Origin of the sequence: Methylobacterium sp. J-068 (genome assembly GCF_022829445.1) — a bacterium.
Lineage (GTDB): Bacteria > Pseudomonadota > Alphaproteobacteria > Rhizobiales > Beijerinckiaceae > Methylobacterium.
The window spans coordinates 148,428-163,583 of sequence record NZ_JAKSXY010000083.1 but is presented as its reverse complement, the minus strand read 5'-3'; the positions used below and the strand labels follow the sequence as shown (position 1 = coordinate 163,583).

Below are 15,156 nucleotides of genomic sequence, written 5' to 3'. Positions count from 1 at the left end.
GTCTGCCTCACGCCTCGGCTTCCGCCCGCGCATCCTTGCGCCCGAACAACTCGCGGAACACCGGGTAGATGTCGCGCCGATGGTTGACCTTGCGCATGGCGATGGGCGCGCCCGTCTTCGCCAGGGCCTCGTAGGTCCGCCACAGGGTGGTGCGATGCTCCACGAAGCCGGCGCGCGGACCGTTCTCGTCGCCGACCTCCAGATAGGCGAAGTGCTGGCAGGCCGGCAGGATGTGGGCGCGCAGAAGCTCGGTGGAGGTCGGGCCGTCGCTCGAGACGTTGTCGCCGTCCGAGGCCTGGGCCGCGTAGATGTTCCAGTCGTTCGGGTCGTAGCGCTCGGCGATGACGCGCTTCATCTCGACGAGTGCCGAGGACACCAGGGTACCGCCGGTCTCGCGCGAACCGAAGAACGTCTCCTCGTCCACCTCCGTCGCCTTGTCGGTGTGCCGGATGAAGACGATCTCCACGTGCCGGTAGCGCCGGGTCAGGAAGATGTGCAGCAGGATGTAGAAGCGCTTGGCAAGATCCTTCATATGCTCGGTCATCGAGCCCGAGACGTCCATGAGGCAGAACATCACCGCCTGCGCCACCGGGCGTGGGTAGGTCTCGAAGCGCCGGTAGCGCAGGTCGAGGGGGTCGACGTAAGGGATGCGTTTCGCGCGCTCCCGCAGGCCCGAGAGCGCGAGGAGCAGGTCCGGCAGATCGGGGTCGCTCGACGGCGTCTCGGCGATCCGTGCTTCGAGCGCGGCGATCTCGTCGGGTTTCGGCCGCTTGAGCGCGATGCGGCGGGACATCGAGTTGCGCAGCGTCCGGGTCAGCGCGAGGTTGGCCGGCGAGCCCGAGACCGTGTAGCCGGCCCGGCGCAGTCCTTCCGTCTCCACCACGGAGAGGCGGCGCTTGGCGAGATCGGGCAGTTCGAGGTCTTCCAGAAACAGTTCGAGGAACTCGTCGCGGGTGAGCACGAAGCGGAAGGCGTCCTCGCTGTTCTCCGAGCCCTCGCCGCCCTCGCCCGAGCCCTTGCCGCCGCCGCCGGAGGGTGGGCGCTCGATGCGGTCGCCCTCCACGTAGGTCTTGTTGCCCGGCAAGATGTGGTCGTGCAGGCCCGTGCCCGGCTGGCGCGCGAAACGCGGCTCGCGCACGCCGTCGACGGGCACCGAGACCCGGCCGTCCTTGCCGAGATCCTTGATGTCCTTCTCGCGCGCGGATTCCCGCACGGCGCGCTGGGCCACGTCCTTCACGCGGCGCAGGAAGCGCTGGCGGTTGGCGAGGCTCTTGCCCCCGGGATTCAGTCGGCGGTCGACGATGTGCATCCGGACTCTGTGCCTTCGCCCTCGGAACCAATGTGGGATCGACCAGCCGGGGCGGCCACCGTTTCCGGTACGCCGCCCCTTCACCCGTGGGACAGGGCCCGCGCGACGCCCTACCCCGCCTGCTTCACCCGCATGTACCACTCGACCAGCCGGCGGACCTGCCGCTCGGTGTAGCCGCGCGCCACCATCCGGTCGACGAACTCGCCATGCTTCTTCTCGGTCTCGCCGTCCTTCTTCGAGCCGAAGGAGATCACCGGCAGCAATTCCTCCACCTGAGAGAACATCCGCCGCTCGATCACCTCCCGCAACTTCTCGTAGGATGTCCAGGATGGATTGCGGCCACCGTGCTGCGCGCGGGACCGGAGCGCGAACTTCACCACCTCGTTCCGGAAATCCTTCGGATTGGCGATGCCGGCCGGCTTCTCGATCTTGGTCAGTTCCTGGTTCAGCAATTCGCGGTTCAGGAGCTGGCCCGTCTCCGAATCCTTGAAGTCCTGATCCTCGATCCAGGCATCCGCATAGTCGATGTAACGGTCGAACAGGTTCTGGCCGTAATCGTGGTAGGATTCGAGATAGGCCTTCTGGATCTCGTGCCCGATGAACTCCGCGTAGCGCGGCGCCAACTCGGTCTTGATGAATTCCAGGTAGCGCTTCTCGGTCTCCGGCGGGAGCTGCTCGCGCCGCAGGGCCTGCTCCAGCACGTACATGAGGTGGACGGGATCGGCCGAGACCTCCGTCGTGTCGTGGTTGAAGGTCGCCGCCATCACCTTGAAGGCGAAGCGGGTCGAGATCCCGTCCATGCCCTCGTCGACGCCGGCGGTGTCCTTGTATTCCTGCATCGAGCGGGCGCGGGGGTCGACCTCGCGGAGGGACTCGCCATCATAGACGCGCATCTTGGAGAAGGCGTTCGAGTTGGCGTGCTCGCGCAGGCGCGAGAGCACCGAGAAGCGGGCCAGCATCTCCAGGGTGCCGGGGGCGCAGGCGGCATGGGACAGCTCGGAGCCCGAGACCAGCTTCTCGTAGATGCGCTGCTCCTCGGTGACCCGGAGGCAGTACGGCACCTTGATGACGTAGATACGGTCGATGAAGGCTTCGTTGTTCTTGTTGGTCTTGAAGGTCTGCCACTCGGATTCGTTCGAGTGGGCCAGGATCACCCCCGTGAACGGGATCGCGCCGATATTCTCGGTGCCGACGTAATTGCCTTCCTGCGTCGCGGTGAGCAGGGGATGCAGCATCTTGATCGGCGCCTTGAACATCTCGACGAATTCGAGAATGCCCTGGTTCGCCCGGTTGAGGCCCCCCGAATAGGAGTAGGCGTCCGGGTCCGCCTGGGACAAAGTCTCCAGGCGCCGGATGTCGACTTTGCCGACGAGGCTGGAGATGTCCTGGTTGTTCTCGTCGCCGGGCTCGGTCTTGGCGATGCCGATCTGGCGCAGGCGCGACGGACGGACCTTGATCACCTTGAACTTCGAGATGTCGCCGTTGAATTCGTCGAGGCGCTTCAGGGCCCAGGGACTCATCAGGCCGGTGAGGCGACGCCTCGGGATGCCATAGCGCTCCTGGATTTCGGCGCCCATCGTCTCGGGATCGAACAGCCCGAGCGGGCTCTCGAAGACCGGCGAGACCTCGTTGCCGGCCTTCAGCACGTAGATGGGATGCGTCTCCATCAGCGCCTTCAGCCGCTCGGCCAGGGACGACTTGCCGCCGCCGACGGGTCCGAGCAGGTAGAGGATCTGCTTGCGCTCCTCCAACCCTTGCGCCGCGTGGCGGAAGAACGAGACGATGCGCTCGATCGTCTCTTCCATGCCGTAGAACTCGGCGAAGGCGGGGTAGATCCGGATGGTCCGGTTCATGAACACGCGCCCGAGACGTGCGTCCTTGGCGGTGTCAACGAATTCCGGCTTGCCGATCGCCTCGAGGATGCGCTCGGCCGCGGAGGCATACATCAGCGGTTCGTCGCGGCAGGCCTCGAGAAATTCGGAGAGGCTCATCTCCGTATCGCGACGCGCCTCGTAGCCACGGGCGAAACTCTGGAACAGGTCGTTCGTCGACGGCATAGGCTTTCCGATCCCCTCACGACAGCGACAGCTTCATCCTGTCTTGCCTTGGATGCAACTGACAGGCCCAGTTTTGTCGCAGCGCGATGACGACGAAATTCGGGCGTGTGATGCGTGCCACAGTGCACCATGCCGGGCTGTTGCCCGGGCCTGTCATTCGGGTTCGGGAGCGAGAGCCCCGGCGGCTGCGCCGAGGCTCCGCGCCGCGTTTCAGACCGAATCCGGTCGATCCCTTCGGGTCGCGGATCCGGGTTTCGCTCAGGGGCCGCGCGGGCTGAGCGAGACCGTCTTTCGCTTCGATTAAGCGGAAGACAGTCTTACAGGTCGGTGCCGTCCTTCTTCGGCGCCGCATCGGTCTTGGCCGAACCGACCGTGATCTTGATGTTCTGGGTCTGGACGTTGCCGTCCGAATCCTTGACGTCGACCGTCACCTCGTCACTGCCGGTGAAGCCGTCCTTGCTCTGGTAGAACACCGCCTGCACGGCCGCCTCCTTGCCGGGGCAGCGATACTTGGCCGGCGTCTTGATCTTGCCGACCTTGGTGATCAGCGAGCCGTTCTTCGGCGCGCCGCTGACCCGGATTTCCGGCATCGGGCCGGTGGAGCAATCCTTCTTCAGGTTCGGCACGATGGCGAGGCGCACGCTCTTGCCGGAGGTGGCGCTCTCGCTGCGCGTGACCGTTGTCTGGGCCAGGGCCGGCCCCGCCAGGAGGAGGCCGGCGCTGAGGAGAATGGCGGAACGGACGAGCAGCATGCGGGACGAACTCCGATGACGACGGGCGCTCCGCGCGGGACGCGGCGGAGGTGACCCGTGTTCACCGGATGTGGGGATGGCGAGCGCGGCCGTCGAGTGGGCGAACGCCGCGCTCGACCCGATCCGGGCAGTGGGGCCCTGCGGGCGCGGATCGGTCGGTGATCAGGACTCGGGCGGCAGGCGCAAGCGGGTGATCGCCGCGCGGCATTCCAGCAGATCCCGCAACGCCTCCTCCAGCGCCGCCCGGTCGTGTGCCGCGAGGCCCTCGTCCTGATGCGGGCCGCCTTCGAGACCGCTCTCGGTCTCCTGAAGCGTGGGCGCGGCGGCCTCCGCCTCTCCACGCCCGACGGATTGCACGAAGCGCAGGCCCCGCTCACGCAGCACGCGCTGCGCGCCCTTGATCGTGTAACCCTGCCCGTGCAGCAGGCGCTTGATGCCCTTCAGGAGGTCGACATCGTCCGGCCGGTAGTAGCGCCGGCCCCCGGCCCGCTTGACCGGACGGATCTGAGCGAACCGCGTCTCCCAGAACCGCAGGACGTGCTGGGGCACGTCGAGTTCGTCGGCGGCTTCCTTGATGGTTCGGAACGCCCCGGCGCTTTTCTCAGACGTGTCGCGCATGCGCGGCTCCCCGGCGGGGCCATCGAGCGCCGGTCCAACTTCCCGAGCGGCGAGGGACATCGCGGCCCTCAATCGTCGTCGTGTTCGGTCGCGCCGTTCAGGCCGTTGATCCGCGCCTTCAGCACGTTCGAGGGCTTGAACACCATGACCTGCCGCGGCTCGATGGCCACCTCGACGCCGGTCTTCGGATTGCGGCCGACGCGGCGGCCCTTGCTGCGCACCACGAACGATCCGAAGGAGGACAGCTTCACGGTCTCACCGCTCGCGAGGCAGGTGCAGATCTCGGACAGCACGGTCTCGACGAGGGCGGAAGACTCGGTCCGCGAGAGGCCGACCTGCTGGTAGACGGCCTCGCTCAAATCGGCGCGTGTGACCGTCTTTCCCGTCATGCGACATTCCCCAAGGCGATTCGAGTTTTCTTAGTATCTCTATGATTGCGCACGCTAATCGGCGTTCAGGCCGGGGTCAACACTGCTTAGGCATTACCGATAGGATCACCCACGCCTACCAACGGATGAGTGCGGCGCCCCAGGTGAATCCACCGCCGATCGCCTCGATCATCACGAGGTCGCCGTCCCGGATGCGCCCGTCCTTGCGGGCGACGTCGAGGGCGAGCGGGATCGAGGCCGCCGAGGTGTTGCCGTGCCTGTCCACGGTGAGCACGACCTTCTCGCGGGCGATGCCGAGCTTGTCGGCGGACGCCTCGATGATCCGGCGGTTGGCCTGGTGAGGCACGAACCAGGCGAGGTCCTCGGCCGTCATGCCGGAGGCCCGGAAGGCGTCGTCGATCACGTCGGTCACTGAGCCGACCGCGAAGCGGAACACCTCCTTGCCGGTCATGCGCAGGTGTCCGGTGGTTCCGGTCGAGCCCGGCCCGCCATCGACGTAGAGTTTGTCGCGGTGGCTGCCGTCGGAGCGCAGGCTCGCGGTCAGCACGCCGCGATCGGCGCTGGTGCCCTCTCCCTCGCGGGCCTCCAGCACGATGGCGCCGGCCCCGTCGCCGAACAGCACGCAGGTGGTGCGGTCCTCCCAATCGAGGATTCGCGAAAAGGTCTCGGCGCCGATGACCAGCGCGCGCCTGGCGCTGCCCGTGCTCAGGAACTTGTCGGCGGTGGTCACCGCGTAGACGAAGCCGGCACAGACGGCCTGGACGTCGAAGGCGAAGCCGCCACGCAGGCCGAGCGCGGCCTGAATCTCGGTGGCGGTCGAGGGAAAGGTGTGGTCCGGGGTCGAGGTGGCGCAGATGATCAGATCGATGTCGTCGGCGCTCAGGCCCGCGTCGTCGAGGGCGGCCCGCGCCGCGCGGGCGCCGAGGACGGAGGTCGTCTCCGAGGCGTCCGCGAGGTAGCGCTGGCGGATGCCGGTGCGCTGCACGATCCACGCGTCGGAGGTCTCGACGGTGCGGCTGAGTTCCTCGTTCGTGACGCACCGGGCCGGCAGGGCGGAGCCACAGCCGACCACGACGGAGCGCAGGACGGGTTTATGGAGTGGCGGCGTTCCGGAGAGAGGCGACTCGGGGCGAACCGTCATGGCGCCGTCCTTCTGTTCACGACGAAACCGCCGCCGGTGTCAGGTCGAGCATGTCGCGGATGGTGCGCATCAGGTCGTGCCGGGCCATGTCGTGGGCCAGGTCGACGGCGGCGGCGAAGCCGTGCGCATCCTCCGAACCGTGGCTCTTGATGACGATGCCCTCGAGCCCGAGGAACACGCCGCCATTGGCGCGGCTCGGGTTCATCTTCTCGCGCAAAGCCTTGAAGGCCTGACGCGCGAAGAGGTAGCCGATCTTGGCCGAGAGGGTCCGGCTCATGGCGCTCCGCAGGTAGCTGCCGATCTGCTTGGCCGTGCCTTCCGCCGTCTTCAGGGCGATGTTGCCGGTGAACCCTTCCGTGACGACGACGTCGACCGTACCCTTCCCGAGGTCGTTGCCCTCGACGAAGCCGTGATAGGTGAGGTTCGGCAGGTCGGTCTCGCGCAGGTAGCGGGCGGCTTCCTTCACCGCCTCGTTGCCCTTCATCTCCTCGGTGCCCACGTTCAGAAGACCCACCGTCGGACGGTCGAGGTCGAACACGATCCGCGCCATGGCCGAGCCCATCACCGCCATCTCGACGAGGTGCTCGGCATCGGTGCCGATGGTGGCGCCGACATCGAGCACCACGCTCTCGCCGCGCACGGTCGGCCAGAGGCAGGCGATGGCCGGTCGCTCGATGCCCGCGAGGGTCTTGAGGCAGATCTTCGACATCGCCATCAGGGCGCCGGTATTGCCGGCCGAGACGGCGGCGTCGGCCTCGCCGTCCTTCACCGCCTGGATGGCGCGCCACATCGAGGACTTGCCCCGGCCGGAGCGCACGGCCTGGCTCGGCTTGTCGTCCATGGCGATCGACACCGTGGTGTGCCGGATCTCCACCGCGCCCTTCAGGCGCGGCTCGGCCGCCACCAGCGGCGCGAGGATCGCCTCGTCCCCGAACATCAGGAACGTCATCTCGGGATGGCGCTCGCGGGCGATGGCGGCGCCCGGCACCACGGTCGTGGGGCCGTGGTCGCCGCCCATGGCGTCGAGCGAGATGCACACTCTCTGGGACATATCGGGTGGCCGATGGCCTCTGATCACGGATGGGAACGGCCCTTCCGTGGAAGGGCGAAGATGGGCGGGGCCGCGACGGACCGCTCGCCCCGAGCCCGGCGCAGCGCGATTGCGCCCGGCGCGGCGGAAAATAACGATTGGTGCCCGCCGGGCAAACGAAATCTGAGCTTTTCCGCGAACGCCTTCGCGGCGGCGGCGTTCGGCCGGCCTCAGGCCGATTCCCTTCGATCCCTTCGGGATGGCGGATTTGGCCTTCGCGCCCACGCCGCGCGGGCTTGCGATCCGGTATCCGCCGGATCGAAGCGGAGACCGGATCAGTCTTTGGCGGGCTTCAGGGCGCTCAGGGCCGCGAGCGGCGGCTCGTCGGTGTCCTCCAAATGCGGCTCGAAGGTGATGCCGGGCTTGCGCGGATAAGGATCGAGCCCCAGCGCCAGGAATTCGGCCGTGATGGTACCGAAATCGATCCTGCCATTCACGATCGGGTCCGGGACGTCCGCATCCTCGGCATCCGTGCCCGCGAGCGGGTCCGTATCCGTGAACAGGAGGTCGACGGGCTCCGAGACCGGCCCCTCGAACGGGTCGAGGCTCACGGTGCAGACCTGGGTCACGAGGGCCTTCACGCTGCCCCGCACCCGGAAGGCCGAGGGCGGCCCGCTGGTCTCGAACGTGCCGACGAGGTCGCGGATGCCCGGAACCGCGAAGGCCCGCGCCAGAGCCGCGCATTCCTCGGGGCTCGCCGTCACGGTGAGGTTTCCGTCGCTGCGCCGGAGGCGATCGACGCTGACGATCCGCGAGAGCGGGCCGGTCTCTTCGTGCCGTGTCATGGTGCGGTCCGTGCCGGAGAAGCGCCTCGCTCCGCGCGCGGAGCGGCGAAGGAGCTGGGAGAGGGGAATGGCGGGCCCGCGCCGATCAGACCGTCGAGGTCGGATCGAGCCAGGGCCATCGCGGCGGCTTCGACGTAGCGCGCGAGATCGTGTGCGGGCTCGGGCGAATCCAGTCCGAGGACGTTGCGGGCCAGCGCCGCCCGCAACGCAACCGTATCGCCGGCATCGAGGGCCGCGTCATAGCCCGCGGCCCGACCATAGAAGGCGGCGCCGAGCTTCTTCATGCGCTTGGGAACGCCGAAATCACCGATGCCGGACTCGCGCAACGACGAATCGAGCTGCAGGAACACCGAATTCACGAGGTCCTGTGCGACGTCCGCCGCCGGCTCCGGCAGGCGGTTGAGTCGCCGCAGCACCAGGATGACGTGCAGGATCAGGCATTCGAAGCGCCCCTCCAGCGTGTCGGGCACCCCGAGACCGGTGTAGAGATCCGGCTGACGGGCCGCCTCGTTGATCCGCAGGTGCAGCGCCTCGATCAGGCGCGCGCGTGGGCTCGGCCGCCCCCAGGAGCGCAGGCGCTCCACGAGATGTCCGATCATGCGACGCCTCCCCGCCGCGAGAGGATGGCCCGCCCGCGGACGGCCGCCGGGTGTGGCTGGGCTTGCCTTGTCAAAACCATAACCCCGCGTTACGGCAGCGAACGGTCAAGGTGCAACCTCCATCGGGAATCTTCGTCGCCCCGGCGACGGGATCTGGAGCGAGGCCGCACACGCATTCAGTTCCTCACGGTAAGCTAAGGGTGGCCGATGTCGCGCCGTTTCGTTTCGTCGCTCGCTCGCCTCGCCGTCCTCGGCGTGATCGGAGCCGGCGTCTCCGGATGCATCGGCGAGGATATTCGTCACGGCTACCAGATCGATCAGGCGGCGCTCGCCACGGTGAAGCCCGGCATGAGCGCCGAGCAGGTGCTTCAGATCCTGGGCACGCCCTCCACGGTGTCCACCGTCGGCAACAAGTCCTGGTATTACATCAGCCAGAACACGCGCCGCACCGTCCTGTTCCTCGGTGAGCAGGTCGAGGACCAGAAGGTCACGGCCGTCTACTTCACCTCAGCGTTCAAGGTGGAGCGCGTCGCCTTGTACGGCCTTCAGGACGGCAAGGTGTTCGATTTCATCGAGCGCACCACCCCGACCAGCGGCGCCGATCGCGCCTTCCTCAGCCAGCTCTTCCGTGGCCTGACCAAGTACGAGCCCTTCGGCAGCGGTTCGGGCGCGAGCGTGGTCCCCGGCGCCAATCGCGGTCTGTAAGCTTTGGCGCGGTGCGGGACGGGCGTTCCGAGGACCCGCATCATGGGATCGACGTTACCGCGTGACCGGGGCGCTGGCGCTCGGACGCGCCACGTGCAGGATGCTCGCCGATGCCGTTCCGCGAAGCGTTCCTGATCGAAGGGGGAGAGACCGGCGCGCTCCTGCGCGTCCACGATTGGTCCACCTCCCCGCTCGGCCTGCCGGCGACCTGGCCGCAGGCGCTGAAGACGCTGGTGGGCGTCATGCTCGGCTCGCAGCAGCCGATGTTGATCGTCTGGGGACCCGACTACGTCACCCTCTACAACGACGGCTACGCGGCGATGTGCGGCGCTCGCCATCCCGCCGCTTTGGGCGGCTCGTTCCGCGACCTCTGGCACGACATCTGGGATCAGGTGGAGCCGATCCTCTCTCGCGCCTATGCGGGCGAGGCGACGCATATGGACGGCATCGCCTTCATCATGCACCGCAACGGCTATCCGGAGGAAACGTTCTTCTCGTTCGGCTACACGCCGGTACGCGACGAGAGCGGCCGGGTCGCCGGCATGTTCTGCGCCTGTGCCGAGACCACGGGACGGCTCCAGGCCGAGCGTGAGGCCAGTGCCGAGCGTCGCCGCCTCGAACAGCTCTTCGCCCAGGCCCCGAGCTTCATGGCGGTTCTGCGCGGACCCGAGCACCGCTTCGAACTCGCCAACCCGGCTTACCTGCGCCTCGTCGGCAATCGGCCGGTGCTGGGTCGCACCGTGGCCGAAGCCCTGCCGGACGCGGTCGCCCAGGGCTACCTCGACCTCCTCGACACCGTGTACCGGACCGGCGAGGCCTTCACCGCCACGGCCTCGCGCCTCACCCTCCAGGCGGAGCCGAACGGGCCGGAAACCGAGCTCTATCTCGACTTCGTCTATCAGCCGATCTTCTGCGACAATGGCACCGTCACGGGCATCTTCGTCGAGGGCGTCGACGTCACGGATCGGGCGCTCGCCGAGATCGCCCTTCGCCGGAACGAGGCGGAGCTGCGCTTCCTCAACGCCGATCTCGAGCGTCAGGTGATCCTGCGGGCGCACGAGCGCGGCCTGACCTGGCAGGTGAGCCCGGACCTGCTTGGCGTATTTCATCCGGACGGCTACTTCGAGCGCCTGAACCCGGCCTGGGAGATCATTCTCGGCTGGCCGGAATCCGAGATCGCGGGGCGCCCCGTCCTCGATCTGATTCATCCGGACGACGTGGCGCGAAGCCGCGAGGCGATCGCCGCGCTGGCCGAGAACAGGCCGGTCTTCCGCTTCGAGAACCGATACCGGACCCGAGACGGCCTCTATCGGTGGCTGTCCTGGACGGCGGTGCCCGAGGGTGGTCGGGCCTATTGCAGCGGCCGCGACATCACCGAGGACAAGGCGCGGGAGGCCGCCCTCGACCAGGCCCAGGAGGCCCTGCGTCAGGCGCAGAAGATGGAAGCGGTGGGCCAGCTCACCGGCGGCGTCGCCCACGATTTCAACAACCTTCTCACCGTCATCAAATCCTCCACCGACCTCCTGAAGCGGCCCGGCCTGCCGGAGGAGCGTCGCAGGCGTTACGTCGATGCGATCTCGGACACCGTCGGCCGCGCGGCCAAGCTCACGGGCCAGCTCCTCGCCTTCGCGCGGCGTCAGGCGCTCAAGCCCGAGATCTTCAATGTCGGCACCGGCGTCGCAGCGATCAGCGAGATGGTCGCGACCCTGACGGGGGCCCGGATCGAGATCGTGGTCGAGGTCCCGGACGAGCCCTGCTTCGCGCATGCCGATCCGAGCCAGTTCGACACCGCCCTGGTGAACATGGCGGTCAATGCCCGCGACGCGATGGAGGGCCAGGGCCGTCTGACGATCCGTGTCCTGTCCGTCGAAGGCATCCCGCCGCTCGGCATTCCCGGCGGCGCCTTCGTGGCCGTGGCCCTCACGGATACCGGCGCCGGCATCGCGCCGGCCGAACTCCACCGGATCTTCGAGCCCTTCTACACCACCAAGGGTGTCGGCCAGGGCACGGGCCTCGGCCTCAGCCAGGTCTTCGGCTTCGCCAAGCAATCGGGCGGCGAGATCGTGGTGCAGAGCCCGCCGGGCCAGGGGGCCACCTTCACCCTCTACCTGCCGCGCGTCGCCGACGCGGTTCCGGCCACGGATCCGATCGACGAGTCCGAGCCGCTGACGGAAGGGCACGGCACCTGCGTGCTCGTGGTGGAGGACAATCCCGAGGTCGGCGGCTTCGCCACGCAGACTCTGGCGGAACTCGGCTATCACACGGTCTGGGCCACCAACGCGGCGGATGCCCTGCGCCAGATCGAGAAAATTCCCTACCGCTTCGAAGTGGTGTTCTCGGACGTGGTCATGCCGGGCATGAACGGGATCGAACTCGCAAAGGAGATCGGCAGGCGCCGGCCCGACCTGCCGGTGGTGCTCGCCAGCGGCTACAGCCACGTGCTGGCCGAGGAAGGAAGCCATGGCTTCGAACTGCTGCACAAACCCTACTCGGTGGAGCAGCTCTCGCGCGTCCTGACGAAGGCCGTGGCCCGGAGCCGGCGGGGCCGCCGACGCCCGCTCTGAGCCTGTCTACCCTTGATCGAAGCGGAAACGGTCTCGCTCAGCCCGCGCGGCGCCGGAGCCAAGCCCGGATCCGCTATCCCGAAGGGAGCAACCAGATTTGGTCTGACGGCGCTACCGCGCCTCCTCTCCACGATCGAGGCGCGCGATCAGACCGGCGAAGAGATCCGTGACCTCATCCTCGGGCTGCGTCGCGTAGGTCGCCTGCAGGCCGCCCGCGAGGCTGGCGACCAGCGGATGCGGGCGCGCGCCGCGCAAGGATCGACGGCCCCGAAACTCCCGGTCGTGCGACGCGATCGAGGCTGTCGTTCGCGGTCGTAGCGTTTCATTCATGCCGAAGACCCCGACCCAGCGCGCAGCGAGTCAATGATTAATCCTGCGCGGATGGCGAACGTCAAACAATCCGTTCTCCTCCTCCATGCCGGGTTTTCCTGCCGTCTGTGGCACTGCCGACACGCCGGTCGTGGCCGCGAGGATCGCGGCGGGATGCGTGAACAGGTGCGCGGGTCCGCGCGCGGCCAGTGCATGCCCGGTGGTGTAACCCCAGTTCACGGCACCGAAATCACATCCGACCTCGGTGGCGGCCACATGATCGCGGATCTCGTCGCCGACATAGAGCGTCTCCGCCGGTGCGTGGCCGGCGGCGCGGATCAGCGCGCCGAGGCGCCTGGCCTTGCCGAACAACGATGCCCCGCAGGCATAATGGCGAACGGCCTCAGCTTTGCCCGGTCCCAGGGCCTGCCGGATGTTCGCTTCGAGGTTCGAACTCACGATCCCGAGCGCCGAGCCCTCCCGATGAAGGGTCGCCAGCACCTCCGGCATGCCGGCGAAGAGCGGGATGGTGGCGATGTCCCGCGTCGCGAGGCGGTGCATGTGCCGGGTGATGAAGGGCAGCTTCCAGGCCGGGATACCGAGATGGTGAACGATCGCGCGCGCATCCAGGCCCCGCAGGCGCTCGCTCTCGTGAGGCGCGATGCGGCGGAAGCCATAGCGGTCGGCGACATCGTTGATGACGGACGTGAACCAGGGGAAGCTGTCGGCGAGCGTCCCGTCGAAGTCGAAGACGACGAGGCCGTAGCGGCGCGGCGTCAAGAGCCGAGATTGCCGACGGGCACCACGAGCCGCATCACGAGGCCGCCCGGCGCCCAATCCTGCTCCAGCGTCCCGTCGAGCTGGCCCACCACGCTGCGCTGAGCCAGCACCGTTCCGAAGCCCTGCCGCGTCGGCGGCCCGGTCACCGTCGGGCCACCGCTCTCTGCCCAGGTCAGGGTGTAGGCATCGCCGTCCCGCGCTCCGGTGAGCCGCACGCTGCCGGCCTCCGTCGAGAGGCCGCCGTATTTCACCGCATTGGTGGCCTGCTCGTGCATGATCAGGGCGAGCGCCGTCGCGGTGCGCTCGCCCACCGCGACATCGTCGCCCGTGATGGTGATCCGCTCGCGCCCGTCCTGCGCGTAGGCCGCCATGATCAGCCGCATCAGGCCGAACAGCGTCTGGCCCTTCACGGCCGGGGCGCTGGCCGGCGAGTGCGGGCGCACGTATTCGTGGGCCTGAGCCAGGGCGCCGAGCCGCTCGCGGAACGCCGATACGAACGGGCGAGCCGCAGGGTCGGTGCGCGCCGAGAGCCCGGCGATCCCCCCGACCACCGCGAAGATGTTCTTGATGCGATGCGACAGCTCCTTGATGAGCAGGTCGCGCGCCTCCTCGGCCCGCTTGCGCTCGCGCAGGTCGCGGGTCACGGTGGCGTAGCCCACGAACGTGCCGTCGTCGTCGCGCACGGGAAAGATGTTGTAGAGGACCGCGATCCCTTCCCCCGTCTCGAAGTGGCGAAAGGCGAGTTCGCCCTCCCACCAGCCCAGCCGCTCCACGGCCGGCAACACCGTCCCCGTCACCACGGCCTGACTCTCCGGCATGAAGTAGTCCGTCACGTGGGTGCCGGAGACCGCCGTGACGTCGGGTAACCCGACGAGGCGGCGCCCGGCCTCGTTGACGTGCTGGACGAAGCCTTGCCGATCGGCCATGCCGATGAAGTCCTTCGACTGCTCCACGATGGCGGCGAGCTTGCGAGCCTCGGCTTCCGCCTGCTTGAGATCCTCGATGTCGGTGCAGGTGCCGAACCAGCGCTCGATCCGGCCCTCGGAATCATAGAGCGGCATCGCCCGCCCGAGCGTCCAGCGATAGGCGCCGGAATGGTGGCGCAGGCGGTATTCCACCTCGTAGGGCTCGCCGGTCGCGAGGCTGTGCCGCCAACGCGTCCAGGCCCGCTCCTGGTCCTCGGGATGGAACATGCCGTTCCAGCCCTCGCCATCCGTCGAGCCGTAGGGCACGCCCGTGAACGCGTACCAGCGGTCGTTGTAGAAATCGTGATAGCCGTCGGGCAGCGTGGTCCAGACCATCTGCGGCATGGCACCGGTCATCACCCGGAAGCGGCGCTCGCTCGCTTCCAGCTCCGCCTCCCGGACATCGACCTCGTTGCGCGTGCGGGTCAGTTCGATCAGCGTCGAGACCTGCCGTGCCAGGGCTTCCAGCGTCTCGACCTGGATCGGCGTGAGGCCGTCCGCCCGCGCCGCGTGGTCCAGGACGCAGAGCGTGCCGAGCGGCACCCCCGCCGCTGTCCGGATGACGGCGCCGGCATAGAAGCGCAATCGGTGTTCACCCGTGACCAGCGGATTGTCGCGCGTGCGCGGGTCCTGCGTCAGGTCGGGAATGACGAGGAGCGCACCGGCCTCGATCGCATGCGCGCAGATCGACATGCTGCGCGGCGTTTCCGGCCTGTCGAACCCGACGCGGGCCTTGAACCATTGCCGATCCGCCTCGACGAGACTGACCAGGGCGATGGGCGCACCGCAGACGAGGGCCGCGATACGCGTGAGATCGTCGTAGCTGGTATCCTGCGCCCGCCTCTCGAGGTTGAGACCACGCAGCTCCGCCAACCGCTCGTCCTCGGTCCATCCGGTCGGTGCGATTGAGCAGGAGGTGGTCGAAGGCAAACGCAGCTATCCTCGTCGGATGGCACACATAAGGCGTCTCCTGCGCTGGCGATAGCGGCGACGCGCGTAATCGTGAAAGAACACTCGATCGGCGCGATGCGCATAGGCAGAAAAGTGGCCGCTATTGTACAAAAGTATACAATAGCGGCCCTGCATGTTCGCT

14 protein-coding genes are annotated in these 15,156 nt (G+C 67.9%); 2 read left to right on the top strand and 12 right to left on the bottom strand.

Annotated elements, in window-relative coordinates; all coding sequences use genetic code 11:
* Positions 1–7: 7 nt before the first annotated feature.
* The 9 genes from MKK54_RS13320 to MKK54_RS13280 form a co-directional block, all read right to left on the bottom strand.
* On the bottom strand, positions 8–1,309 hold the full coding sequence (locus MKK54_RS13320; RefSeq protein ID WP_244011445.1) for a YeaH/YhbH family protein: 1,302 nt from the start codon (positions 1,307–1,309) through the stop codon (positions 8–10).
* Positions 1,310–1,419: 110 nt separating this feature from the next.
* On the bottom strand, positions 1,420–3,366 hold the full coding sequence (locus MKK54_RS13315; protein ID WP_244011444.1) for a PrkA family serine protein kinase: 1,947 nt from the start codon (positions 3,364–3,366) through the stop codon (positions 1,420–1,422).
* Between the two features lie 317 nt (positions 3,367–3,683).
* Positions 3,684–4,118 carry a 4-aminobutyrate aminotransferase gene (locus tag MKK54_RS13310; protein ID WP_244011443.1) on the bottom strand — a complete coding sequence of 145 codons (435 nt, stop codon included), beginning with the start codon at positions 4,116–4,118 and terminating at the stop codon, positions 3,684–3,686.
* A 162-nt stretch (positions 4,119–4,280) separates the two neighbouring features.
* Positions 4,281–4,736: a MerR family transcriptional regulator gene (locus tag MKK54_RS13305; protein WP_244011442.1), complete on the bottom strand. Its 456-nt coding sequence runs from the start codon at positions 4,734–4,736 to the stop codon at positions 4,281–4,283.
* A 68-nt stretch (positions 4,737–4,804) separates the two neighbouring features.
* The gene (locus MKK54_RS13300) at positions 4,805–5,125 is read right to left on the bottom strand and encodes an integration host factor subunit alpha (protein ID WP_244011441.1); all 321 of its coding nucleotides are present in this window, start codon (positions 5,123–5,125) and stop codon (positions 4,805–4,807) included.
* A 115-nt stretch (positions 5,126–5,240) separates the two neighbouring features.
* Positions 5,241–6,266 carry a beta-ketoacyl-ACP synthase III gene (locus MKK54_RS13295; RefSeq protein WP_244011440.1) on the bottom strand — a complete coding sequence of 342 codons (1,026 nt, stop codon included), beginning with the start codon at positions 6,264–6,266 and terminating at the stop codon, positions 5,241–5,243.
* Positions 6,267–6,282: 16 nt separating this feature from the next.
* Complete coding sequence (gene plsX, locus MKK54_RS13290) at positions 6,283–7,317, bottom strand: phosphate acyltransferase PlsX (protein WP_244011439.1); 1,035 nt, start codon at positions 7,315–7,317, stop codon at positions 6,283–6,285.
* A 314-nt stretch (positions 7,318–7,631) separates the two neighbouring features.
* Complete coding sequence (locus MKK54_RS13285; protein ID WP_244011438.1) at positions 7,632–8,141, bottom strand: YceD family protein; 510 nt, start codon at positions 8,139–8,141, stop codon at positions 7,632–7,634.
* Positions 8,138–8,740: a ubiquinol-cytochrome C chaperone family protein gene (locus MKK54_RS13280; protein ID WP_244011437.1), complete on the bottom strand. Its 603-nt coding sequence runs from the start codon at positions 8,738–8,740 to the stop codon at positions 8,138–8,140. Before MKK54_RS13280 ends, MKK54_RS13285 begins: the two co-directional genes overlap by 4 nt.
* A gap of 207 nt (positions 8,741–8,947) precedes the next feature.
* Between MKK54_RS13280 and MKK54_RS13275 the strand changes: the two genes are divergently transcribed.
* Positions 8,948–9,445: an outer membrane protein assembly factor BamE gene (locus tag MKK54_RS13275; protein WP_244011436.1), complete on the top strand. Its 498-nt coding sequence runs from the start codon at positions 8,948–8,950 to the stop codon at positions 9,443–9,445.
* A gap of 110 nt (positions 9,446–9,555) precedes the next feature.
* On the top strand, positions 9,556–12,009 hold the full coding sequence (locus MKK54_RS13270; protein ID WP_244011435.1) for a PAS domain-containing protein: 2,454 nt from the start codon (positions 9,556–9,558) through the stop codon (positions 12,007–12,009).
* Positions 12,010–12,120: 111 nt separating this feature from the next.
* On the opposite strand, the gene MKK54_RS13265 is transcribed toward MKK54_RS13270, so the two are convergent.
* The 3 genes from MKK54_RS13265 to MKK54_RS13255 form a co-directional block, all read right to left on the bottom strand.
* A complete protein-coding gene (locus MKK54_RS13265) occupies positions 12,121–12,264 on the bottom strand; it encodes a hypothetical protein (RefSeq protein ID WP_244011434.1) in 144 nt (47 codons plus the stop codon).
* 105 nt (positions 12,265–12,369) lie between these two features.
* Positions 12,370–13,098: an HAD hydrolase-like protein gene (locus MKK54_RS13260; protein WP_244011433.1), complete on the bottom strand. Its 729-nt coding sequence runs from the start codon at positions 13,096–13,098 to the stop codon at positions 12,370–12,372.
* Positions 13,095–14,936: a PAS domain S-box protein gene (locus tag MKK54_RS13255; protein ID WP_244011432.1), complete on the bottom strand. Its 1,842-nt coding sequence runs from the start codon at positions 14,934–14,936 to the stop codon at positions 13,095–13,097. The genes MKK54_RS13260 and MKK54_RS13255 overlap by 4 nt, the downstream gene beginning before the upstream one ends.
* Positions 14,937–15,156: the final 220 nt, after the last annotated feature.